The organism is Pantoea sp. WEP (genome assembly GCF_041678305.1).
Classification (GTDB): domain Bacteria; phylum Pseudomonadota; class Gammaproteobacteria; order Enterobacterales; family Enterobacteriaceae; genus Pantoea; species Pantoea dispersa.
The window spans coordinates 1,724,633-1,747,175 of sequence record NZ_JBGNXB010000001.1 but is presented as its reverse complement, the minus strand read 5'-3'; the positions used below and the strand labels follow the sequence as shown (position 1 = coordinate 1,747,175).

At 56.4% G+C, this 22,543-nt stretch carries 27 protein-coding genes; 17 read left to right on the top strand and 10 right to left on the bottom strand.

Annotated features, from left to right (window positions below; genetic code table 11):
• Positions 1-5: 5 nt before the first annotated feature.
• The 11 genes from fliJ (at position 6) to ABVR31_RS07915 (ending at position 9,103) form a co-directional block, all read left to right on the top strand.
• On the top strand, positions 6-449 hold the full coding sequence (fliJ, locus tag ABVR31_RS07965; RefSeq protein ID WP_021509866.1) for a flagellar export protein FliJ: 444 nt from the start codon (positions 6-8) through the stop codon (positions 447-449).
• On the top strand, positions 446-1,711 hold the full coding sequence (locus tag ABVR31_RS07960; RefSeq protein ID WP_372772350.1) for a flagellar hook-length control protein FliK: 1,266 nt from the start codon (positions 446-448) through the stop codon (positions 1,709-1,711). Before fliJ ends, ABVR31_RS07960 begins: the two co-directional genes overlap by 4 nt.
• Before the next feature lie 130 nt (positions 1,712-1,841).
• Entirely contained in the window at positions 1,842-2,327 is a 486-nt protein-coding gene (gene fliL, locus ABVR31_RS07955; RefSeq protein WP_021509864.1) for a flagellar basal body-associated protein FliL, read from the top strand.
• Between the two features lie 4 nt (positions 2,328-2,331).
• Complete coding sequence (gene fliM, locus ABVR31_RS07950; RefSeq protein ID WP_021509863.1) at positions 2,332-3,339, top strand: flagellar motor switch protein FliM; 1,008 nt, start codon at positions 2,332-2,334, stop codon at positions 3,337-3,339.
• Complete coding sequence (gene fliN / locus ABVR31_RS07945; RefSeq protein WP_021509862.1) at positions 3,332-3,742, top strand: flagellar motor switch protein FliN; 411 nt, start codon at positions 3,332-3,334, stop codon at positions 3,740-3,742. The genes fliM and fliN overlap by 8 nt, the downstream gene beginning before the upstream one ends.
• Positions 3,743-3,744: 2 nt before the next feature.
• Entirely contained in the window at positions 3,745-4,140 is a 396-nt protein-coding gene (gene fliO, locus ABVR31_RS07940; RefSeq protein WP_058757392.1) for a flagellar biosynthetic protein FliO, read from the top strand.
• Positions 4,140-4,874, top strand: a complete 735-nt coding sequence (fliP, locus tag ABVR31_RS07935; protein WP_031280176.1) for a flagellar type III secretion system pore protein FliP — start codon at positions 4,140-4,142, stop codon at positions 4,872-4,874. Before fliO ends, fliP begins: the two co-directional genes overlap by 1 nt.
• A gap of 41 nt (positions 4,875-4,915) precedes the next feature.
• Entirely contained in the window at positions 4,916-5,185 is a 270-nt protein-coding gene (gene fliQ / locus ABVR31_RS07930; RefSeq protein ID WP_010618647.1) for a flagellar biosynthesis protein FliQ, read from the top strand.
• Entirely contained in the window at positions 5,185-5,973 is a 789-nt protein-coding gene (gene fliR / locus ABVR31_RS07925; RefSeq protein WP_021509859.1) for a flagellar biosynthetic protein FliR, read from the top strand. The genes fliQ and fliR overlap by 1 nt, the downstream gene beginning before the upstream one ends.
• 627 nt (positions 5,974-6,600) lie before the next feature.
• On the top strand, positions 6,601-7,236 hold the full coding sequence (rcsA, locus tag ABVR31_RS07920; protein WP_372772346.1) for a transcriptional regulator RcsA: 636 nt from the start codon (positions 6,601-6,603) through the stop codon (positions 7,234-7,236).
• Positions 7,237-7,399: 163 nt separating this feature from the next.
• Entirely contained in the window at positions 7,400-9,103 is a 1,704-nt protein-coding gene (locus tag ABVR31_RS07915; protein WP_021509857.1) for a methyl-accepting chemotaxis protein, read from the top strand.
• A 212-nt stretch (positions 9,104-9,315) separates the two neighbouring features.
• Here ABVR31_RS07915 and dsrB read toward each other — a convergent pair whose 3' ends face one another.
• Both dsrB and ABVR31_RS07905 read right to left on the bottom strand, forming a co-directional pair.
• The gene (dsrB, locus tag ABVR31_RS07910) at positions 9,316-9,513 is read right to left on the bottom strand and encodes a protein DsrB (protein ID WP_170264770.1); all 198 of its coding nucleotides are present in this window, start codon (positions 9,511-9,513) and stop codon (positions 9,316-9,318) included.
• 67 nt (positions 9,514-9,580) lie between these two features.
• Entirely contained in the window at positions 9,581-9,739 is a 159-nt protein-coding gene (locus ABVR31_RS07905) for a YqaE/Pmp3 family membrane protein (protein WP_021509855.1), read from the bottom strand.
• A gap of 316 nt (positions 9,740-10,055) precedes the next feature.
• Here ABVR31_RS07905 and ABVR31_RS07900 point away from each other — a divergent pair, with 316 nt between their 5' ends.
• The 3 genes from ABVR31_RS07900 (at position 10,056) to ABVR31_RS07890 (ending at position 12,694) form a co-directional block, all read left to right on the top strand.
• Positions 10,056-10,289 carry a YodD family protein gene (locus ABVR31_RS07900; RefSeq protein ID WP_058757390.1) on the top strand — a complete coding sequence of 78 codons (234 nt, stop codon included), beginning with the start codon at positions 10,056-10,058 and terminating at the stop codon, positions 10,287-10,289.
• A 360-nt stretch (positions 10,290-10,649) separates the two neighbouring features.
• Positions 10,650-11,447, top strand: coding sequence for a mannosyl-3-phosphoglycerate phosphatase-related protein (locus ABVR31_RS07895; protein ID WP_222951904.1), 798 nt, complete (start codon positions 10,650-10,652; stop codon positions 11,445-11,447).
• A gap of 26 nt (positions 11,448-11,473) precedes the next feature.
• Positions 11,474-12,694: a hypothetical protein gene (locus ABVR31_RS07890; protein WP_058757388.1), complete on the top strand. Its 1,221-nt coding sequence runs from the start codon at positions 11,474-11,476 to the stop codon at positions 12,692-12,694.
• Here ABVR31_RS07890 and dgcQ read toward each other — a convergent pair.
• The 6 genes from dgcQ to ABVR31_RS07860 all read right to left on the bottom strand — a co-directional run bounded on the left by dgcQ (position 12,691) and on the right by ABVR31_RS07860 (position 16,754).
• On the bottom strand, positions 12,691-14,343 hold the full coding sequence (dgcQ, locus tag ABVR31_RS07885) for a cellulose biosynthesis regulator diguanylate cyclase DgcQ (protein ID WP_372772343.1): 1,653 nt from the start codon (positions 14,341-14,343) through the stop codon (positions 12,691-12,693). The genes ABVR31_RS07890 and dgcQ overlap by 4 nt on opposite strands.
• Positions 14,344-14,476: 133 nt before the next feature.
• On the bottom strand, positions 14,477-14,656 hold the full coding sequence (locus ABVR31_RS07880) for a YodC family protein (protein ID WP_010618657.1): 180 nt from the start codon (positions 14,654-14,656) through the stop codon (positions 14,477-14,479).
• A gap of 181 nt (positions 14,657-14,837) precedes the next feature.
• Positions 14,838-14,972, bottom strand: coding sequence for a hypothetical protein (locus ABVR31_RS07875; RefSeq protein ID WP_254919505.1), 135 nt, complete (start codon positions 14,970-14,972; stop codon positions 14,838-14,840).
• A gap of 36 nt (positions 14,973-15,008) precedes the next feature.
• The gene (locus ABVR31_RS07870; protein WP_058757386.1) at positions 15,009-15,920 is read right to left on the bottom strand and encodes a DUF808 domain-containing protein; all 912 of its coding nucleotides are present in this window, start codon (positions 15,918-15,920) and stop codon (positions 15,009-15,011) included.
• An 11-nt stretch (positions 15,921-15,931) separates the two neighbouring features.
• Entirely contained in the window at positions 15,932-16,207 is a 276-nt protein-coding gene (locus tag ABVR31_RS07865; RefSeq protein WP_021509848.1) for a hypothetical protein, read from the bottom strand.
• Between the two features lie 70 nt (positions 16,208-16,277).
• On the bottom strand, positions 16,278-16,754 hold the full coding sequence (locus ABVR31_RS07860; RefSeq protein WP_058757385.1) for a very short patch repair endonuclease: 477 nt from the start codon (positions 16,752-16,754) through the stop codon (positions 16,278-16,280).
• Between the two features lie 156 nt (positions 16,755-16,910).
• Here ABVR31_RS07860 and dcm point away from each other — a divergent pair, with 156 nt between their 5' ends.
• Together dcm and ABVR31_RS07850 are read left to right on the top strand one after the other, a co-directional pair.
• Positions 16,911-18,308: a DNA (cytosine-5-)-methyltransferase gene (gene dcm / locus ABVR31_RS07855; protein ID WP_372772340.1), complete on the top strand. Its 1,398-nt coding sequence runs from the start codon at positions 16,911-16,913 to the stop codon at positions 18,306-18,308.
• 150 nt (positions 18,309-18,458) lie between these two features.
• Entirely contained in the window at positions 18,459-20,054 is a 1,596-nt protein-coding gene (locus ABVR31_RS07850; protein WP_104093176.1) for a methyl-accepting chemotaxis protein, read from the top strand.
• Between the two features lie 40 nt (positions 20,055-20,094).
• Here the strand turns inward: ABVR31_RS07850 and ABVR31_RS07845 are convergent, their stop codons facing one another.
• Entirely contained in the window at positions 20,095-20,340 is a 246-nt protein-coding gene (locus ABVR31_RS07845; RefSeq protein ID WP_372772338.1) for a hypothetical protein, read from the bottom strand.
• 70 nt (positions 20,341-20,410) lie between these two features.
• Positions 20,411-21,115, bottom strand: coding sequence for a phosphohydrolase (locus ABVR31_RS07840; RefSeq protein ID WP_058757381.1), 705 nt, complete (start codon positions 21,113-21,115; stop codon positions 20,411-20,413).
• 579 nt (positions 21,116-21,694) lie between these two features.
• Here ABVR31_RS07840 and ABVR31_RS07835 point away from each other — a divergent pair.
• Positions 21,695-22,375 carry a hypothetical protein gene (locus ABVR31_RS07835; RefSeq protein WP_222951900.1) on the top strand — a complete coding sequence of 227 codons (681 nt, stop codon included), beginning with the start codon at positions 21,695-21,697 and terminating at the stop codon, positions 22,373-22,375.
• Positions 22,376-22,543: the final 168 nt, after the last annotated feature.

Genomic DNA, 22,543 nt, shown 5'->3' with positions numbered 1-22,543 from the left:
ACGCGATGAAAACAGCCAATGCGATTGATACGCTGCGCGACCTGGCGGAGCAGGATCTGGAACAGGCGGTGATCCACCTCGGCGACATGCGTCGCGGTCAGCAGCAGGCCGATCAGCAGCTCAGCATGCTGCTCGATTACCAGGATGAGTACCGTAATAAGCTCAATCAGGATATGTCCGGCGGCATCGCCAGCACGCGCTGGAGCAATTATCACCAGTTTATTCAGACGCTGGAAAAAGCCATCGAACAGCATCGCCAGCAGCTTAATCAGTGGAACCAGCGGCTGGAACAGGCGCTGAGCAACTGGCGTGAAAAGCATAAGAAGCTGAATGCCTATCAGACGCTGATTACCCGCGCGGAAGAGAACGCATTACGACAGGAAAGCCGTCTCGATCAGAAACGGATGGATGAATTTGCCCAACGGGCCGCATTGAGGAAAGGCGAATGAACACGCTGCCAACACTGCTGACACAGCTTGCCAAAACCGGCAAAGCGCAACCTTCAGCGGCAGTGGACAATCTGTCCGCTGCTGACACCCTGCCGCAGGGATTTATTACCGAGCTGGGCAACCGCCTGCTGACGCTGGTTAAGCAGCAGGGGAATGGCGCGCAATCCGCTGATCTGGCGGCAGAAATTGACGCGAAAAACGTCACAAAAGCGTCATTAAGCGCCCTGCTGCAGGCACTGGACAAACCAGAGGCGTTAAACGCATTTTTACAGCCGGAAAACACTAAAGCCGGACTGAAATCAGCCGATGATAATGACAAGCGCGCAGCAAGTTCGTTAACTGCCAGCGACTTACAGAATGTGCAGGCGCTGTTTGCCATGTTGCCAGCGGTGGTCGAAAACCGCAGCAGCCCGCCAGCGGATAACAGCACCGCACTGGAGACCCGGGGTGAGGCGCGCACCAGCTTAAACGCTGCGTTACTTAACAGTTCGCTGCAAAGTGCGCTGAAAGAGGAACAGGCGAAGCCGGATGGACAGCCATCTAAAGGCAGCGATGCGCTGACCAGCCTGACCGGTGTCAGCCATAGCCCGGTGCAGAGCGCGGCCGCCAGCGGCACGCCGGCCAGCAACAGCGGTATGACGCTGGATGAGAGTTTTCAGCAGGTGCTGAGCACGCTGAGCAAACCGGAAGAGCGGCGCGAGATGCTCAGCAGCCATGACAGCAGCGCGCCGGCCATCAGCAGCCCGCTGAGCAGTACCAGTCCGCTGGTCAGCACCACGGCCAGCACCAGCAGCGCGCCTTCCACGCCGATGCTGAATGCGCAGCTGGGCAGCAACGAGTGGCAGCAGGCGCTGAGCCAGCAGATTGTGATGTTCAGCCGTAACGGCCAGCAGAACGCCGAATTACGTCTGCATCCGGAAGACCTCGGCGCGATACAGATCAGCCTGACGCTGGATAAAGATCAGGCACAGTTAACAATGGTTTCCAGCCACAGCCATGTGAGGGCCGCGCTGGAAGCGGCGCTCCCACAGCTGCGTACGGCGCTGGCGGAGAGCGGCATTAACCTGGGACAGAGTAACGTCAACAGCGACGCCTTCGCACAGGGCCAGAGTTATCAGGGCCAGCAGGAAGGACGTCGCGACGGCCAGTACGGCAGCTTTACCCTCTCCCAGGACAGTGACAACGAGATAACGCCTATTGCCGTCCCGGCAGCCCTCCAGGCGCGCGCGACCGGCAACGGCGCTGTCGATATCTTTGCCTGACAGCGACTAAACGCTGAAGGTAAGCGTAAAACCCGCGTCTTTTCTTCCCATTGTTTGACTTAAGACGCGGGATAATCTGTCCAGGTAAGCCGAGAGGCTTGCCCATAATTCACAGGAAGTAACTGCAAACATGTCTGATAACGCGAAAGCTAAAGGCCGCAAACGTTCATTACTAATTCCGGTGTTACTGATTGTAACGCTGGCCGCTTGCAGCGTGGCAGGCTATGCAGTCTGGCGAATGATGAATAAACACGAGGGTGACAAGCCGGAGGCTGCCAAAGTGGAGCCGCCGCCCGCCCCGGTATTTTTTGCAATGGATACGTTTACGGTTAACCTGGTCAATCCCGATAACGATCCCGATCGCGTGCTGTACGTAGGCTTTACCCTGCGTCTGCCGGATGAGGATACCCGTCGTCGGCTGAATGACTACCTGCCTGAGGTGCGCAGCCGTTTGCTGCTGCTGCTTTCACGTCAGAGCGCCAGCGCGCTGGCAACCGAGCAAGGCAAACAGGCCCTGGTTGAACAGATCAAACAGGTGCTGGCGCCACCGCTGGTAAAAGGTCAACCTGCGCAGGTAGTCAGTGACGTGCTGTTTACCGCCTTCATTTTGAGGTGACTTAATGGGCGATAGCATTCTCTCCCAGGCTGAGATTGACGCGCTGCTCAATGGCGACAGTGACAGTGCGGAAGTAGAGAACAGTTCCAAAGGGGCCGATGGCGATATCCGCCCCTATGATCCCAATACCCAGCGTCGCGTGGTGCGCGAGCGTCTGCAGGCGCTGGAGATCATCAATGAGCGTTTTGCCCGTCATTTCCGTATGGCGCTGTTCAACCTGCTGCGCCGCAGCCCGGATATCAGCGTTGGGGCAATCAAGATTCAGCCGTACCATGAGTTTGCCCGCAACCTGCCGGTGCCAACCAACCTGAACCTGATTCACCTGCAGCCGCTGCGGGGGACTGCGCTGGTGGTGTTCTCGCCGAGCCTGGTGTTTATCGCCGTGGATAACCTGTTTGGCGGCGACGGTCGTTTTCCGACCAAAGTGGAAGGCCGTGAGTTCACCCACACCGAGCAGCGCGTGATTCGCCGCATGCTCAAGCTGGCGCTGGAAGGCTACAGCGACGCATGGAAAGCCATTTATCCGCTGGAAGTGGAATACGTGCGTTCTGAAATGCAGGTGAAGTTCACCAACATCACCACCTCACCGAACGATATCGTGGTCAACACACCGTTCCAGGTGGAGATTGGCAACCTGGTGGGTGAGTTCAATATCTGTATTCCGTTTTCGATGATTGAGCCGCTGCGCGAGCTGCTGGTCAATCCACCGCTGGAGAACTCGCGTCAGGAAGATAACCACTGGCGCGACAATCTGGTGAAACAGGTGCAGCACTCGGAGCTGGAGCTGATTGCCCACTTCGCTGAAACGTCGCTGCGTCTGTCACGTATTTTGCAACTGAAACCTGGTGACGTCCTGCCCATTGAGAAGCCGGACCGCATCATTGCCCACGTCGACGGCGTACCGGTACTGACGAGCCAGTATGGCACGCTCAACGGCCAGTATGCGCTGCGTGTAGAACATCTGATTAACCCGATTTTGAATTCGCTGAATGAGGAACAGCCCAATGAGTGACAGCAAAAAACCGTCCGATGATATCTCTGCGGACGATCTGTGGGCTGAAGCGATGAACGAGCAGGCGGCGACCAGCAGTGCAGCGGAGCCAGGCGATAACGTATTTAAGTCGCTTGAGGCCAGCGCCGCCAGCGGCTCGCTGCAGGACATCGATCTGATCATGGATATCCCGGTCAAACTGACCGTGGAACTGGGCCGTACCAAGATGACCATCAAAGAACTGCTGCGCCTGACGCAGGGTTCGGTGGTGGCGCTTGACGGCCTGGCCGGCGAGCCGCTGGACATCCTTATCAATGGCTATCTGATCGCCCAGGGTGAAGTGGTGGTGGTGAACGACAAATATGGCGTGCGCATCACCGACATTATTACTCCGTCCGAACGTATGCGTCGTCTGAGCCGCTAATCATGTTAAAAAACGCGCAAACCGTTCAGCCCGCTCACGCCCAGCCGGTGGTATCCACCAGTTCGGTTGTTGGGCAAGTCAGTAGCGTGCTGGCGGTGATCGTGCTGCTGATTCTGGCCTGCGGCTGGCTGGCGAAACGCCTCGGCTTTGCGCCGAAAGCGGTGAGCGGTCAGGCGCTGAAAGTCAGCGCCAGCGTGCAGGTTGGCCGTCAGGAGCGGGTGGTGATTGTTGATACCGCCGATGCGCGTTTAGTGCTGGGCGTCACCGCTCAGCAGATCACCCATCTGCACTCGCTGCCGCCGCTGCCACCGGAAGCGTCGCTACCTGTCAGCGCGGCGCCGCAGGATTTTCGTCAGCTGTTTCAGAACCTGGTTAAACGTCCCGGAAAACCCCAATGATGCGTCGATTGCTCCCTCTTCTGCCGCTGCTGATGCTGCTGGCACCGGCTGCCCATGCGCAGCTGCCGGGTTTGATCAGCCAGCCGCTGGCCAATGGCGGCCAGAGCTGGTCGCTGCCGGTGCAAACGCTGGTCTTCATTACCTCGCTGACCTTTATTCCGGCGGTGTTGCTGATGATGACCAGTTTCACCCGCATCATTATTGTGTTTGGTCTGCTGCGTAACGCACTGGGCACGCCGTCCGCGCCGCCGAATCAGGTGATGCTGGGTCTCGCGCTGTTCCTGACCTTCTTTATCATGGCGCCGACCTTCGACAAGATTTACACCGATGCCTATCTGCCGTTCAGCCAGGACAAAATCAGCATGGACGTGGCGATCGACAAAGGTGCCCAGCCGCTGCGTGAGTTCATGCTGCGCCAGACGCGCGAAGCCGACCTGGCCCTGTTCGCCCGTCTCGCCAACAGCGCGCCGATTCAGGGCCCGGAAGCGGTGCCGATGCGTATTCTGCTGCCCGCCTACGTCACCAGCGAGCTGAAAACCGCTTTCCAGATTGGTTTCACCGTCTTTATTCCGTTTCTGATCATCGACCTGGTGGTCGCCAGCGTACTGATGGCGCTGGGGATGATGATGGTGCCGCCGGCCACGATTTCGCTGCCGTTTAAGCTGATGCTGTTCGTGCTGGTGGATGGCTGGCAGCTGCTGGTGGGATCGCTGGCGCAAAGTTTTTACTCCTGAGTGGCTTTCCGCCCTCACCTTTCTCTCGACAGGAGCGCAACATGACACCGGAATCGGTAATGGTAATGGGCCAGGAAGCGATGCGTATCGCCCTGATGATGGCCGCTCCGCTGCTGCTGGTGGCGATGGTGAGCGGTTTGCTGATCAGTATTCTGCAGGCGGCAACGCAGATTAACGAACAGACACTGTCGTTTATCCCGAAAATTCTTGCCGTGGCGGCCACTGCCGTGGTGGCCGGACCGTGGATGCTCAACCTGATGCTGGACTACATCCGTACCCTGTTCAGCAACCTGCCTTACATCATCGGCTAATGGTCACCCTCGACAGCAGCCAGCTGGTGCACTGGGTGGCGCAATTCTTCTGGCCGATGGTGCGTTTGCTGGCGCTGTTTGCCAGCGCGCCGCTGCTAAATGAACGTTCGATTCCGAAACGGGTCAAAATTGGACTGGCGGTAGTCACCACCTGGATTCTGATGCCGCTGCTGCCGCCGGTCGAAGTGACGCTGTTTACTCCGGCCGGTTTCTGGATGCTGGTGCAGCAGCTGCTGATTGGCGTGGGGATTGGTCTGACCATGCAGCTGGCTTTTTCTGCCGTGCGGCTGGCCGGTGAGATGATTGGTCTGCAGATGGGCCTCTCTTTTGCCACCCTGCTCGATCCAAACAGCCGGATCAACATGCCGCTGCTGGCCCGTTTTCTCGACATGCTGGCGATGCTGCTGTTCCTGACCTTCAACGGTCACCTGTGGTTGATCTCGTTACTGGTGGACAGTTTTCACACATTGCCGATTAACGATCAGCCACTCAACGCCAACGCCTTCATGGCGCTGACCAAAGCCGCCAGCTTAATTTTCCTTAATGGCATGATGTTAGCGCTACCCTTAATAATTCTGCTCCTCACGCTAAACCTGGCACTAGGTTTGTTAAACCGCGTTTCACCTCAGCTGTCGGTTTTCGCCATCGGCTTCCCAATCACCTTAACGGTAGGGATCCTGAGTCTGGGTATGATGATGCCGTTGCTTGCACCTTTCTGTGAACATCTGTTCGGTGAAGTCTTTGATTTACTCGCGCAGTTTGTATCAGAACTTTCCCCTGCCCGTTGATTAACGATACTGTTAACCTTCTTATACGATAGTTAAGTAATCAAAAACATTCTGTGCATTTTTCGAACCATATTTTTCAGAAATCAACTGAGGATATTCTGATAAATGCGCATTTATGGTGAAAATTATTCTTATTAAACGGCGCTTCGCGTATTTTAGTCAGACGATTCCTAAGCCGGTTAAGCCGGTGAATCGGTTGATAAAATGCTCAAAGGGCTGTTTTTAAACAAAAAAAATATTACAGCGATTTTTCTTGTCTAAATCCCTTTTTTCCGGCATTGTCAACACTCGCTGAAACGTCACACTTTCGCGATTCAAATGTTTTTAAGAATTGTCCTATCAGATTTGTCTGTGACTTGCGCGATAGTGACAGGGCTCTCAAAACAGAGCGAAAGAAACACATAAACCAAATTCCCGGCGATTCCCACTATCGCGGGGACAAGAGTGACGTGGAAGTAACACAATAAACTTCGCAGAACGGGTCAGGGACGAGTCAAGATGGCGCAGGAATGCATTACGCCAGTCTGCTGAGCAGAATAAAAAAGTGTCTTTGGAAATCTCTCTCGTACCGCAAACGCGTATTCATCGTTGATTTAAACGGATAACAAATTGGTGAGGGTCGCTATAATGCCAACGATTATTATGGATTCATGTAACTACACACGCCTGGGTTTGTCAGACTATATGTCGGCAAAAGGAGTCAAAAAGAAAAATATTACTTCCGTGTCTGACATCGAACAATTGCAACAACGGTGTGCGCAATTAAAACCGGGCGTAGTATTTATTAACGAAGAATGCTTTATTCATGAATCCGATTCCAGCGATCGCATTCGTTCTATTATCATGCAGCATCCGGATACGCTATTCTTTATTTTTATGGCGATCTCGAATATCCATTTTGAGGAATACCTCTACGTTCGTAAGAACCTGATTATTACGTCAAAATCGATAAAAACATCGACACTGGACTCCCTGCTGGGCACCTACCTGCAAAAGAAACTCAATGCGTCACCGCGCATTTCTGCCGGGCTGGATATTCATCCACTGACATTGAGCCAGACTGAATCGAATATGCTGAAGATGTGGATGTCAGGTCATGACACTATTCAGATTTCGGATAAGATGCAAATCAAAGCGAAAACTGTTTCGTCACATAAAGGCAATATTAAACGCAAAATTAAAACGCACAATAAACAGGTTATTTATCATGTGGTGCGCCTGACAGATAATGTTACCTCGGGCATTTATGTCAACGTGCGATAATTTCACCCACCGATAATACGCTTTGTGGTCAAGGCCAGTCCCCGCGACTGGCCTTGATTATTTTTGAGCGTTTTGCGAGCGCGATCCCACTTCCCCGCTAAGCCTTTATCCCCTGCTGCCGATGCTTGTTTTCAGAACCCCTTACCACTATGAGAGCAAGGAAATGAAAACAGCATCGATAGATGAGCAACATAAGCTCAGCATCTGGCAAAACCTACGTCTGATGCCTCTGTTCAGCATGATCTTTGGTGGCATTCTGCTGCTTTTTGCCCTGTGCATTGGACTCGCCAGCTACTTTCTGATTCAGAGCAATAATTCCCTCAATGACGCCACCGATGAGATTCAGGTGCGCATGGGCATTTCTAACAGCTCAAACCATCTGCGAACCGCACGCCTTAATGTACTGCAGTCGGGCGCGGCGGCGCGCATCGGTGAAATGGATGGCTATCGTGCCGATCTGGCGCGCACCGAAACGCGTATTAAGCAGGCGCGCGAGGGCTTCAAAATTTATATGGATCGCAAAATGAAGACGCCGGCTGACCTGGCGCTCGACGGTCCACTCACTACCAGTTTCAATGCCTATATCGATAAAGGCCTGAAGCCGATGATCGAGTCGGCGAAACAGGGCAGCTTTGAGGGGATTGTCGCGCAGGAGACCGATGTCACCCGCAAGCTGGATGATGCCTATAATGCCGTGCTGCTAAAGGCGATTAAGATCCGCACCGAGCGCGCCGAAGCGATTAACGCCGAAGCGGCGCATCAGTCGCGCGTCGGTTTTATCGCGATGGCTGCGGCTTTTGCCGCCGCGCTGCTGCTGGTGCTGCTCACCTTCGTATTCCTGCGCCGCGTGGTGATCAATCCACTGCGCCTGTCGGTGGGTCGCATTGAGCGCATCGCGCAGGGCGATCTCACCGCCCCCGAGCAGGCCTATGGTCGCAATGAAATTGGTAGCCTGCTGCACAACCTGCAGCTGATGCAGGCGTCGCTGGTGCGCACTGTTGGCACCGTCCGTGAAGGCGCGGTGGCGATTTATCAGGGCTCCAGCGAGATCTCCGCAGGTAACACCGATCTGTCATCACGCACCGAGCAGCAGGCTTCTGCGCTGGAGCAGACTGCCGCCAGCATGGAGCAGCTCACCGCCACGGTGAAGCAGAACGCCGAAAACGCCCATCACGCCAGCCAGCTGGCCGCCGATGCGTCTGGCAAAGCGCGCAGCGGTGGTGAACTGGTGAGCGGTGTGGTGAAAACCATGAATAACATCTCCGGCAGCTCGAAGAAAATCGCCGAGATTACCAATGTCATTAACAGTATCGCCTTCCAGACCAATATCCTGGCGCTGAACGCCGCAGTAGAAGCCGCACGCGCCGGGGAACAGGGCCGTGGCTTCGCCGTGGTCGCCAGTGAAGTGCGCAATCTGGCGCAGCGCAGTGCGCAGGCGGCGAAAGAGATTGAGTCGCTGATTGCCGAGTCAGTAGATTTGATCAGCAACGGCTCGCATCAGGTCGGTGAAGCCGGCAGCACCATGGGCGAGATTGTCGAAGCGGTGCGCCGCGTTACCGACATTATGGCCGAGATTGCGGCAGCGTCTGATGAGCAGAGCCGTGGCATTCAGCAGGTCAGCCTGGCGGTGACCGAGATGGATAACGTGACGCAGCAGAACGCCTCACTGGTGGAGGAAGCCTCTTCAGCCGCGGCTTCGCTGGAAGATCAGGCCGGTAAACTGACGCAGGCGGTGGCGGTGTTCCGCCTGAATGATACGCCGGCCTCGCTGGTGGCTGCTGCGCCGCAGCCAGCGCTGAAAGCGCCAGCGCTCGCTCCACGTCCGACGCTGGCTGCAGCGGGCAATGATAACTGGGAGACGTTTTAAGAGGAGTGAACTGGGGTGCGGTATTTTTCCCTCACCCCATCCCTCTCCCGCTTGCGGGAGAGGGGGCTGTCCGTGCGGCGATTAAATATCGTCTTTACTTAGCGCCCTGCAAACAATCTATTTTAACCATCCGCACTGAACGGTTCCTTCTCCCGCAAGCGGGAGAGGGTTTGGGTGAGGGCAACCTGAGGGCAATCTAGCGCAAAACCAGACTACCCTTCCCCCGCATACGGCTCGACAAACACGCCTTCGGCGTGATCGCTCTCATTAAAGAACCAGATCCCCAGCGGGTAATCCTCCAGCGCCACCAGATACATGGTGCCCTCATTAAAGCCTTCCACAGCCAGCACAGTACCGATGCGACGTGGGCCGCCGTCGGTTTTTACCGTTACCCGGTCATTGACCTTCATTGATTTCTCTCCAGAAACAGTCCTGCGCATAGTGTAACGGAAGATAGTCAGCGCTGCCTGATCGCGATCAGCGTCGGGCGATTACCCACACCGCATGCACGATGCCGGGGATGTAACCACACAGCGTCAGCAGAATGTTGAGCCAGAAGGCGCCGCCGAAGCCGACCTGTAAAAATACGCCCAGCGGTGGCAACAGAATGGCAATAATAATCCGAATTAAATCCATACTAACTCCCTGATAACCATAATAATCAACCAGCTGTAAGCATAGCTGCTTTACGCCAGAATGGGGAATGCAGCGGGTAAAGAAGTGTCAAAGCCGGGCTTTTCACTTTCTTAACGTTTCCCGGAAAGACTTTTGACGCGGCACCCTCGTACACTTGTCAGCACTGCACCAACCCCAAAGGGGCAGTCAACCTAAAAGTAACAAGGATTTTTGCCCGCGCAGCGCGGGCTTTTTTTTGCCCGTTTCCCGTCCACGTCCCTCGCCCGCTGTCACCGTCTATACTTGTCAGGAATCCGTTTGCCTCCGGGAGGCTGTCATGGCTACAGCAAAAGAGTACAGCGATAACGTGCAGCGCGAAGTGAACATCGACGTGGACGCGCTGCTGGAAGCGATTCAGAAAAAAACGTCAGGCGAAGTGCAGGAGTTTATGCAGGCTGAAGATGCGCACCGCGTGAAGGTGAATGGCGAAGCGTTTGACTCTTACACCGAACTGGCCGAGGCGTTTGAACTTGATATTCGTGATTTCACCATCACCGAAGTGAACCGCTGAAATCGATTTCAAAAAAAAGACCCGGCACGCTGGCCGGGTTGAAAAAAGAATAAATTCGTTACACCAGGAAAATCTTAACACCGCTTCAGAGTACGCCTTAGCTGAAGTAAGACAAGTCTCAATTCTGCACGCAATTCGAACAAATCTGCATAATCATGCACTGCTGTTACCGAAAACATCGCGCTACGGCTGACATTCTGCATGCACAAAACGTGCAGCCGCTTCGGTATCCGGGCGGTGTTTTAAGAATTATCCTGGATAGTGGCCGCGCCGGCGGCAAGGAAAAGTGTGATCGTGATTACGCTATTATACTGATTACACGTCGCTTTACGGATGCCTTTGGGCGTAAGGAGTGTATTGATGATCCCGTTAGATTCCTCCCTGCTGATCGTGACCGATCTCGATGGTTCGCTGCTCGATCATCATGACTATAACTGGCAGGCCGCCAGCGAGTGGCTGGCGCGTCTTAAGCAGCAACAGATTCCGCTGGTGATTTGTTCGAGTAAAACCGCAGCCGAAATTATTCCGCTGCAGAAGCGGCTGGGCATCGCCGGTGCGCCCTTTATCGCGGAAAACGGTGCCCGCGTCGCCTTCGGCGGGGAAGCACAGATCGCCGAAGAGCCCGGCGCCGATTATCTTGCGCTCTGCGCCACGCTCAGCAACCTGCAGGCGGATTTTCGCTTCACCGGCTTTCATGACTTTAGCGACGCAGAAGTGGCCCGTTTCACCGGCCTGACGTTGACGGAAGCCAGCCAGAGCCGACTGCGCGATGCGTCTGAAGTCATCGTATGGCGCGATGATGAAACGCGGCTCGACGCCTTCCGCGCGGCGCTGGCGCAGCATCAGCTGGCCCTGACACAGGGCGGACGTTTCTGGCACGTAATGCCGGCGGGCAGCGGTAAAGGCGTGGCGCTGGAACAGTTATTGCAGCAGTTGCAGCAGCAGGAAGGCACGAAGCGCACCACGATTGGTCTGGGCGATGGCCCTAACGATGCGCCGATGCTGGAACGCGTCGATTATGCCGTGGTGATTAAAGGTTTCAGTAAAACCCCGGTGGTGCTGCAACGCAGCGATCATCACAACGTTTACCACACCGCTCACGTTGGCCCTGAGGGCTGGCGCGAAGGTCTGGATTACTTTCTTGCCCAACCTGAATAACGGCAGCTGACCAGAAGGATGAGACGATGAGTGATTTTTACCAGAACGGCGTAATTACCAACTTTCATAATCTCACCCACCGCAGCGTGGAGTCGCTGGAAAAAGAGATGGTGCGCTTTGCGCGCAAGCGCAAAATGGGGCTGATTCTGCCCTCGCTGTTTTCCGAGCTGGAAGGCCCGGCGCTGGATAATATCGTCAATGAACTGGCGAAAGTGCCCTATCTGGAGGAGATTGTGATTGGCCTTGACCGTGCCGATCGCGATCAGTTTCTTTTCGCGCGCGAATTTTTCTCGCGCCTGCCGCAGCGCCACCGCATTTTGTGGAACGATGGCCCGCGGCTGAAAGCGCTGGACGCCGAGCTGGATAAAGAGGGCCTGTCGCCCAGCCAGCCCGGCAAGGGGCGCAACGTGTGGTTCTGCACCGGCTACACGCTGGCCTCCGACCGCTCGCAGTGCGTGGCGCTGCATGACTGCGATATCGTGACCTATGAGCGCGGCATGCTGGCACGTCTGCTCTACCCGCTGGCCAACCCGGCGTTTCAGTATGAATTCTGCAAAGGTTTCTATGCGCGCGTTGCGGACGGCAAGCTTAATGGCCGCGTCGGGCGTCTGCTGGTGGGCCCGCTGCTGCGCTCGCTGCAGAAAGTCTACGGCCATTCGGAGTATCTCGACTATCTCACCAGTTTCCGCTATCCGCTGTCCGGCGAGTTTGCCATGCGCACCCACGTGCTGAACGGCATCAAAATCCCTGGCGACTGGGGGCTGGAAATTGGCGTGCTGTCAGAGATCTATCGCAATTACACCACGCGGCAGACCTGCCAGGTGGAAATCGCGGACAACTACGACCATAAGCATCAGCCGCTGGCGGAAGAGGACGGCACCGGTGGCCTGAAACGCATGAGTAATGATATCGTGCAGTCGCTGCTGCGTAAGCTGGCGACAATGGGCGTACCGCTCACCAGCGACTCATTCCGCGTGCTGAAGGCCACCTATTATCGCAACGCGCTGGACATGATGGAGATCTACAACCACGAAGCCACCATGAACGGACTGAAGTTTGATCAGCACATTGAAGAAGCGGCGGTCGAGATGTTCACTCAGGCGATTCTCGACGCCGGCCAGTCGTTCATCGAGCGGCCAAACGAGAAACCGTTTATCCCCAGCTGGAGCCGCGTGCAGTCAGCGTTCCCTGATATCCTGCAGCGCATCTATCAGGCGGTTGAAGAGGATAACGAGGGCAAAGTCTAACCAGCCGCGCACACCCGATTGCGACCGCCGCTTTTCGCCAGATACAGGCGGCGGTCCGCTACCGCCTGCAGACTTTCTGCATGGTAACTGCCCTGCTCAGTACTGCAGCTGACACCTGCCGACAACGTAACGCTAAAGGTGGTGCTGGCGTTGACCAGAATGGTTTTGGCCGCCAGCCGGCTGCGGATACGCTCCGCCACGCCCTGCGCCTCAGCCAGCGTGGTGTGCGGCAGCACGATGCAAAACTCTTCGCCGCCGATGCGTCCGGCCACGTCGTAAGGGCGCAGCGTATGTTTGATGACGCCGGCCACGCGCATTAGCGCCTGATCGCCCGCGTGGTGGCCCCAGCTATCATTGACCTTTTTAAAATGATCGATATCGAGCTGGATCACCGCCAGCGGCTGTTGCTGCTGTTCGCAGCGCCGCGCCAGCACGATAAACTGGTCGAAAAACGCGCTGCGATTAAGCAGGCGCGTCAGGCCGTCATAGTTAGCGCGCCAGGCCAGTCGCGCCGAGAGGTCCTCCAGCCGCCGTACCAGGCGGAAAATCACCTGATGCGCCAGCGCCAGTAACAGCACGAACAGCAGCCACATGCCCAGCAGAAACAGCGCTACCCGCCCCAGCTCCTGCGCCAGCCCCTGGCGCAGGCTCTGCACGTTGATTAGCCAGGCATCGACATTTTTTAACTTAACCCAGCTGGCCAGCTGACTGCCGAGCCACAGTGTTCCGGCCGGCTGCTGGTGAATCGCCTGCATCAGCTGGCCACGCTGCGCGGGGGTCAATGCCACATCGTGCGGTGCCGGCAGCCGGGTGATCTCGTTGAGTGCGCGATCTTCGAGCACCAGCTTGCCCTGCAGCACGCTGTGACGCGACTGGTGCAGCAATGCATTTATTCGCTGCTGGGTGAAGTCCATCGACAACACGCCGTACCAGTGCTGATGGGCGATCACCGGCGCGCTCACCGTCAGCATCAACCCTTCGTTGAACTCCCCCTGATAGGCTTCGGTCCAGTGCCATCGCGTCTGCGGCGCCCGGCCCGGCTGCTGGTCGCGAAAATAGGGTCGCTGCGTCATGGTGGCGTAACTTTGTGCCAGCTCCTGCGCGTCGCGCGGCGGACGTGAGCTGATGTAATAGCCTGCGCGCGAGGTGTACCAGAAGCGTGAATGAAAGTCCTGCGCCTCATCGCTGAACTGCATGATAAAGCTGAACTCCAGCGCAGCGCGCAGCTCGGGCAGCAGATAAGTATCATCGCGCTGCAGCAGCGCATCACGCTGCAGCCATTCATCGCTGACGCCGTTAATTGGCATGCTGCGCAGGTTAGCGATCTGCAACTGCCACACCGGCTGATGGCGCAACTGCTGAAAACGCTGCAGGGCGTGCTGACCATAATCGGCGTTTAGCGGGTGCGTCAGCGCGTAGCTGAGCATCCGCTGATAGTAATTAAGCTCGTCCAGACTCTCCTGAAAGCGGCTATCGAGGCTGCGCTGGATCTCCGACAGCTGGGCGCGCTGCCGCTGCTGATAGTTATTTTTTAATTCCAGCGCTTCATGGACGGTGAGAAAAAGTGAAAAGAGAAAGACCGCCAGAAAACAGAGATGCACGCGCAGCGCAGGCGTCATGCGGCGTGATGACAGTGGCGAGATTGGCATCAGTAGCCAGGCTCCGGATAACAACGAATTGAAGAAGTGTAGTCAGGCGGGAAAACGGCGTACAGGCAGAGATCAGGAAAAACGTGAAAAGTGACAATGACATCGGGACGGCGCGCTGACCGTCCCGGGGGACTCAGCTGGCCAGCTGGCGCGCGGCCGACAGATGCGTCAGCTCATCACTGCGGAACGCTTCGCGGCGTACACTGTAGCCATCATACCAACGACACTCTACCATTCCGCTGGCATAGCCGGTCACCACCATGGTGGGTCCGCCCTGTTTGTGCTGAACTTCGTCACTGATTGCAAAGGTCATACCGCGCCCTCCCTTCTCACCGTTGATTGAACGGATTAAGGTATAGCAGCTGTGCGCGTTTTTTGCCTATAGGATATTGCTATTACTGTGACAAATTCGGAATAAGCAGTGAAAAATGCCGTAAATAAACAAAGCCGATAAAAGTTATTATCGGCTTTGAATGATTTTCCCGGGTGGGAAATCAGATTTTGCAGCCTTCGCAGTCGGCTTCGTCGCTGATATCTGCCGGCACTTCACTGGCTTTTTCTGCCGCTTTGGCTTCCGCCTGCTCCAGCTGTGCATCGATATCAAATTCAAACATATCGTCGTTCATCATCGTTCTCCTGACCCGTGATTAGAAATTTCCTGCGCTTTATACCGATTTACCGCGCAGCTTCGCAACCAGATTTACCACTAACAGCACAATCGACCCAACGATAAAGCCCAGCACCAGATTCGCGCCGTTGCTCAGCAACATGGAAACCACGCCCGGGAAGCCGCTGCTGTACTCTTCAATAGCATGATGCAGCGGCGCGATACCGTGCACGATAATGCCGCCGCCTACCAGGAACATCGCGACGGTGCCAACCACCGACAGGATTTTCATCAGCCACGGAGCCAGCGCCAGCAGCGCGCCGCCGGTGGCCTGCGCCAGCGTGGAGGACTTCTCACGCAGCCAGTAGCCGAGATCGTCAATCTTAACGATCATCGCCACAATACCGTACACGCCGATGGTCACCAGAATGGCAATACCGGCGAGGATTAACACCTGATTGAGCAGCGGCGCATCCGAAACAATGCCCAGGGTAATCGCCACGATTTCAGCCGACAGAATGAAGTCGGTGCGCACTGCGCCTTTCACCTTATCTTTTTCGAACTGGCGCGGGTCCTGCTGCGCCAGATTATCCAGCCGCTTTTGCCGCGCTTCCGGGCTCTTCTCTGCTTTGTCGTGGTGCAGGCTGTGCAGCACTTTTTCCACCCCTTCAAAGCACAGATAGGCGCCGCCAATCATCAGCAGCGGCGTAATCAGCCAGGGCGCAAACGCGGAGATCAGCAGCGCCAGCGGCACCAGGATCAGTTTGTTGATAAACGAGCCTTTCGCCACGCCCCACACCACCGGGAGCTCACGATTGGCCTTCACGCCCGTCACCTGCTGCGCATTGAGCGACAGGTCATCGCCCAGCACGCCAGCGGTCTTTTTTGCCGCCACTTTGCCCATGACGGAAATGTCGTCGAGCAGCGTGGCAATATCATCCAGAAGAGTCAGTAAGCTGGTTCCTGCCAAAATGTCATTCCTTATTCCGGTTCGTGATCCTGACAACAGGGGCACCGCTCAATCGCCGTCACCGTCATATCGGCGATGCCCGCACAGTCCCATTCGACGCGTAACGTTTTCCCGTGCAGATCGTCGGCGTGCAGATACTTGCTCACCGGACTTTCTGTCATGCCGCTTATCTCCTCGGTGGCCACCAGCGTATCGTCCAGGTAAATGCGCGCCGTGGCATGCGCATTGACCATGCGCTCATCGCGCAGTTGATACAGGCGTCTAACCGTCAGTTTGATGCTGCTCATGGTGGTGTTCCGCGTCCCAGAGAAAACGCTGATCTAAACTGTTATGGCAGCTAAAAGCAATCACCCTGCCTTAATCCGCCCGATAGTGATGCAATCCCTGATGATCGATCTCGCTGCTGTGCGTGGCAGCCAGCAGCCACTCTTCCAGCCGCTCCACCAGCGCCTCATCTTCCAGCCGCAGTTTGCCGCGCAGCGCGCATTCCCAGACGATCAGCACCTTCCAGCCACTTTCCTGCAGCTGCTGCACATAGCGCCGGTCACGCTCCACGTTACTGTTGATTTTGCCGCTCCAGAATTCGGTGCGCGTGGCCGGCATTTTGAACAGATAACAGTGATGACGATGCCAGAAGCAGCCGTGCACAAAGATAATGGCTTTGTGCTGCGGCAGCACAAAATCCGGCCGGCCCGGCAGCGCTTTGTCCTGTACACGAAAACTAAAGCCGCGATCTTTCAGCAGCAGCGCAATACGCTGCTCAATCGCCGTATCCTGATTGCGAATGGCGCGCATATTTTTGCTGCGAATATCATGCGAGTGGACGTCTGCCATGGCGTCTCCTTTTTTGCGGGCTTCTTCAACTTTAGCGCGTTGAGGCGAAAGCGAAAGTTTGTGCAGAGCAGATTGCGAGACGCTGCGCAGCCATCGTTAATTTCCACGCCGCGCCAGGAGTGGTAGCATAGCCACTTCACTGTTAAGGAAAAACGCATGCTTGCACTCGATCCCGCCGCGACGGCTTCGCCCTCCCCGCACTCCGCTGATGATGACGCCACCGCGTTACTGCTGCAGGTACTGGATATCTACGCGGCCCGCGATCTGGTGGTCATCCTGAGCGAGGCCGGCGGCCGCGACTGGAGTATCACGCAGCTTAACCGTATTCGCGCGGGAAAAAGTGCCGCGCCCGCGCTGTCCGCGGCGGAGGTCGCCCGTCTGCAGGCGCTGCTGCCGTCGCGACCGGCGCATTATGACAATCCCCGCTTTCAGTTTATCGATCTGTTTGCCGGCATCGGGGGTATTCGCCGCGGCTTTGAGCAGATTGGTGGCCAGTGCGTATTCACCAGCGAGTGGAATAAAGAAGCGGTGCGCACTTACAAAGCCAATCACTACAGCGATCCCGCCCGGCATCAGTTCAACAGTGATATCCGGCTGATTACCCAGCCGGCCGGTTTGTCGGATGAGCAGGCGATTTATCAGCATATCGATAAGACGATTCCCGACCATCAGGTGCTGCTGGCCGGCTTTCCCTGTCAGCCCTTTTCGCTGGCCGGCGTCAGTAAGAAGAATGCACTGGGTCGCGCGCACGGTTTTGAATGTGAAGCCCAGGGCACGCTGTTTTTTGATGTGGCGCGCATCCTCGCCGCCAAAAAACCGCCGTTTTTCGTGCTGGAGAATGTGAAGAACCTCAAGAGCCATGATAAAGGCCGCACCTTTGCCATTATTATGGCCACGCTGGATGAGCTGGGTTACGACGTCGCTGACGCGGCTGACGACTCATCGCCGGATGCCAAAGTGGTCGATGCGCGTCACTTCCTGCCACAGCACCGCGAGCGCATCGTGCTGGTGGGGATCCGGCGCGATACCGGCCTGAGCGAGGGTTTTTCGCTGCGCGCGCTGGCGGCGCTCTATCCGCCTGAAGTTCCGCCGCTGCACAGCCTGCTGGAGCCGCAGCCGGCGGCAAAATATACCCTGTCGCCCACGCTGTGGCACTATCTGTACCAGTATGCGAAGAAGCATAAAGCCAAAGGCAACGGTTTTGGCTTTGGCCTCAACGATCCGCGCAATCCGCACTGCTGCGTACGCACGCTGTCAGCGCGCTACTATAAAGACGGGTCGGAAATCCTGATCGATCGCGGCTGGGACCACGCGCTGGGCGAGCAGGATTTTCAGCAGGCCGCGAACATGGCGCGCCGCCCGCGCCGCCTGACGCCGCGTGAATGTGCCCGCCTGATGGGCTTTGAAGCGCCGGGCGAAGCGCGCTTCCGCATTCCGGTCTCCGACACACAAGCCTACAAACAGTTTGGTAACTCGGTGGTGGTGCCGGTGTTCGCCGCCGTAGCGAAACTACTGCTGCCGCTGATTGAGCAGCACGCGCGTCAGCGCCGCTGAAAACGCAGCCGCGCTTCACGCCCCGGTTTTCCGCCCCGCAATTTGCTTTAGTAAGGCGCGATGTGCTGTTTTGCCGCACATCGCGCGCACTGTCACCGGACTGTCACGCATCAAACCAATACTGCGTTTTATTTTTTGCGGAGCTGTTTGATGTCTCTCCTGTCTGTAATCTCCCTGCCGCTGCGGCTGCGACCTCGTTTTACCCTGCGTCTGCCCGTCTGGCTCTCCAGCCTGCGCAGCCAGTTCATGCTGTTTATTGTGCTGTTTTGTCTGCTGCAGTTTGCCGGGGTGCTGTTGCTCAACCAGCACGTGAATCAGACGCAACACTCATTGCAGCAGGCCAGCCAGCTGCGCGAACGGCTGGCCCTGCTGGATAAAGCACGCATTGAGTTACTCACCGCCAGCGACAACAGCCATCGTGCCGGTATTTATCTGATGCAGGACCAGCAGAGCGGTTCGGTCGACAGCTGGAAAAGCCTGGCGGCGGCCGCCACTACCTCATTGCAGCAGGCGCAGCAGCTGTTTGCTGCCTATCAGGCGAAAAGCGATAGCCCGCTGGCACAGGGCTTCGTGCTACTGGCTGGCGGGCTGCAGGAGCAGCTGAAAGGGCTGGCAGCCAATGATATCAACGCATTTTTTATGGTGCCGATGCAGGCTTTCCAGCAGCAGTTCAACGATGCCTGGTTTAGCGAAATTGAACAGGCCAATCAGCAGCTCGGCAGCGTCAACCAGCATTCGCTTAGCACGCTCAAGCAGAGCCGCAATCTGGCGCTGGCGATTGCCGCGTTATTAATGGCGCTGCTGCTGCTGGCCGCCGCTCTGCTGATGCGCGGCGTGTTGCTGCCGCTGCGTCACGCCAACGCCCAGCTGGCACAAATCGCGACGGGCGATCTGGTCGCCAGCCCGGCACCGACGCGTCGTCAGTCGCTGGAAACGCGCCAGCTGCTCCTGTCCATCGATACCATGCGTCAGGGTTTGCAGCAGATCGTCAGCGACATCACGACGGTAGCAACCCGGGTGGCGGCCGGCGCTGACGAGATGCAGCAGCATAATCAGCAGGTAATGCAGCAGCATCAGGCGCAAAATGCCAGCTTCCATCATCTGTCGCAGCGGCTGCATCGCGTGTCAGAAGAGGTGGAAAAAGGTGCACACTTCTCGCAACAGGCGACGCACGACGCGCAGTCCGCGGATGCGCTGATGCGTCACTGCGCCCATGAAGTCGACAATATGGAACACCAGATGCAGCAGATCGTCGCGGCCGCCGGCGATATCGCTGGCATCGTCGGCATGCTGGACAGCCTGTCGATGCAGACGCGTCTGCTGTCGCTTAATGCGGCGATAGAATCTGCGCATGCTGGCGCTTACGGGCGCAGTTTTTCGGTCGTCGCCAAAGAGATGGGATTGCTGTCGCAGCAGAGCGGCGCATCCACGCGGCAGATCGACGGTTTAATCCAGCACACGCAGCAGCACGTTCAGGATGGCTTTGCGAAGGTGCAGGCGCTGGAAGTGCTGTTTGCGCGGATTGGCCAGGCGGTATCGGGCGTAGTCAGCCAGCTGAATGAACTGCAGGATAACAGTACGGCGCAGAGCCATCGCGTGAGCAAAATTGCCCGGGAAGTGGTGGAAATGAGTCTTCAGCTCCAGCAAAACGAAGCCCTGACTGACCAGCAGGTGCAGGCAGCGGCGCAGCTGAGTGAACTTTCAGCGCGACTGACGCAGCGCGCGCAGCAGTTCCGCGTTAGCTAAGGTGCAGAAAGAAAAAACCCGTCAGCGACGGGTTTTGGTGTTATTTCTTTTTCTTACTTTTCTTCAGCAGTGCACGCACCTGCTTCAGCTCGGCGGCGCTCAGTTGATCGCCCGCCTCTTCGGTATACAGACTGTCGACGACCGGTGGCTCAACGGTATCTAAACTGGCCTGCAGGCGGTTAACGATCTCCTGACTCATGGAGATTTGGTTATCAGCGGCTAACTGTTTAATGTGCTCTTTCAGCGCCGGGTCAATTTTAATGGTTAAGTTAACGGTCTCGGTCATCTTCACACTCCCTCTTGATTTACAACAACGTAGCGGAAGCAGATGAAAGTTAACAGACTGTCATAAAAATTTAATATTGTGCCGGTATGGGACTGAAATCGCGTAACACGGACTCATCAATATCGGTCAGATTGCCCTGCAGTTCGGCGCACAGCTTTGCCATATAGCGGACGAGAAAATCGGCGTTGTGTTCCGCCAGCAGACGGCCGGTTTCCGTCTGCATGGTCTGCGGCAGGCTCAGCAGTTTCTTCTGGAAATGATCCAGCGTCCACTTTACGTCATCCAGTTCACGGTCTTTACCCAGCGGATCGTCGCTGTCGAACAACGGCCGTCCCAGCGCACCTGCGGTATAGAAAACGCGCGCAAGGCCAATCGCGCCTAATGATTCGAGACGATCGGCGTCCTGAACGATCTTCGCTTCTAACGTTTTTGGCGTAATGCGGGCGCTGAAACTGTGGGCCTGCACCGCATGCGCCACGCTGTCCAGCAGCGCTGAGGGGAAGTCCGGAAAATCCTGTTGCAGAATGCGGCGCGTCTCTTCCGCCGCGTAAGTCGAAGCCAGATGGCGCTCCGGATGGTTTTTCGGCAGGTTCACCACATCGTGGAAATAGCAGGCGGTCAGCACCACCAGCGGATCGGCATTGGTGTTTTGCATAATGCGGGCCGCGCTCATCCAGACGCGGCGCAGGTGCGCGATATCATGGGCTTTATCATCGTGCAGCCAGTTCAGCTGCAGCCAGCTTTCGTAACGGTGTTGCCAATGGGTCAGTGACATCGTGCTTCTCCTGTTATTGCTATTATTTCGCACCGGGTACGGCTTGCGCCCATCATAGCGGCCCGGTGATGACACTTTCTTTACACCCTTCCCGGATGTCCAGCGCAAAAAAATGCGATCCCGATCATGTTATAGCGCTGTTAAAGCCGCTTGCCCAGTCGCGATGCGGTTTTCAGTATTTCCTTAACCTGTTTTAGTTAAGCCACTCTGTTTAATTTCGGTGATGCATTTCCCGCTGGGTGAATTTCCAGCATCGCCAAAGGTCCAGTTTAGCCTGTCGCAACCCCAGCATTAAAACGCCCTTTTGCATAGCGACATAATCTGAAAAGATTCCCATTGCGGCCGTTATAACGTACTGTATAGGGGAAATTTACGGCTCTCACCTGTACCCGAAGCCTTCGTCAGCACACTGTTTGCTTATGAGCCATTTTTAATACCGGAAGCGGCAGTTATTGCCCGATAATAAGGCGACAAATTATTAAGCAAATTGATTCAAACCCATTATGCTAATGCTCTCATCCGAGGATACGGATGTTTCGTCGAAGTTCTCCGGGTACGTGATACAACATGAGGTACATAATGAAAGAACGGCCGATTCTTTTTTCCGAACAGCGGGTGCGCGCCCTGCTGGTTGGCCAGCAAACTCAGACCCGGCGCATTATGAAAACTCAGGCGTTTGGCCCGGGACAGGATCATCATGAAGGCGTGCACGCGTTTGATGTCAGTGCTAATCATCTGCACGGCTACAAGCTGATGTCGATGGCGGACATTGGCGCCCAGTGCCCGTTTGGCCAGGTCGGCGATCGCCTGTGGGTGCGTGAAACCTGGCGGGGTCCGATTGTGCCTGAGGCGCATCTGGCGGAATACGAGCGCGATCCGCTGCCGTTCCGCAATCCGGCATTTTGCCAGTATCGCGCCGACAGCCATGAACTTGGACAACAGGAAGACAATCAGCAGGTCGCCGAGCAGTTTGGCTGGCAGACCGCCATCCATATGCCGCGCTGGGCCAGCCGCATCGATCTGGAAATCACGGCGGTACGCGCGGAGAAAATTCAGGACATCAGCGAAGACGACATCATGGCGGAAGGCGTGCAGACCGATTCGCACTTCCTCAATAATTTCTTCACTATGAACATGAATTCCGAATCGCCGAAAGAAGCTTACCGCAAGGCGTGGCAGAAGCAGTACGGCGCCACCAGCTGGGAGGTGAATCCCTGGGTTTGGGTCATCGCATTCCAGCGTGTGGAGCGTGAAGGCTAACCGTTTGCCCTCTTCCGCACGGAAGAGGGCGTCGTCTTTTGCGCGATTCAGTGAATCACCAGCCCTTGCCCCCTCGCCGGCGGCACAGCGCGCCCCCTTTCCCACCTTGCCAGTTTGCAATCCCTGTCACAGACAAATCCGCCGCTAACAGGTTGAATAAGCGGCTTT